At 50.2% G+C, this 508-nt stretch carries 1 protein-coding gene; it reads left to right on the plus strand.

What is annotated here, in order from left to right:
• Positions 1–32: 32 nt before the first annotated feature.
• On the plus strand, positions 33–508 hold a 476-nt coding region (locus H7U32_RS09785; protein WP_440201457.1), incomplete at its 3' end, for a recombinase family protein.

Below are 508 nucleotides of genomic sequence, written 5' to 3' on the forward strand. Positions count from 1 at the left end.
CCCTTTATCCGAGATTGTCCCATGAGGACGACTTGCAAGGCGAGAGTAATTCCATATCGAACCAAAAAAGGATACTCGAAACCTTTGCAAAACAAAATGGCTTTACCAACCTGCGCTGGTACACCGACGACGGCTATTCCGGCGCGAACTTTCAAAGGCCCGGTTTTCAAGCCATGCTTGCAGACATTGAAGCCGGGAAAGTGGGTACGGTCATTGTCAAGGACATGAGCCGGTTAGGGCGAAACTACTTGCAGGTGGGATTTTACACGGAAATGCTGTTCCCCCAAAAGGGCGTGCGTTTTATCGCTGTCAACGACAATGTGGACAGCGCAAACGGCGGCATGGACAACGATTTTACCCCTCTGCGAAATCTGTTCAACGAATGGCTGGTGAGAGATACGAGCAAGAAAATCAAGGCAGTTAAGAGAGCAAAAGGCATGAGCGGCAAGCCCGTTACCAGCAAGCCAGTGTACGGCTACCTCATGGACGAGGACGAGAACTATATTGT

The organism is Bifidobacterium pullorum subsp. saeculare (assembly GCF_016899725.1).
GTDB classification, from domain to species: Bacteria; Actinomycetota; Actinomycetes; order Actinomycetales; family Bifidobacteriaceae; genus Bifidobacterium; species Bifidobacterium pullorum_C.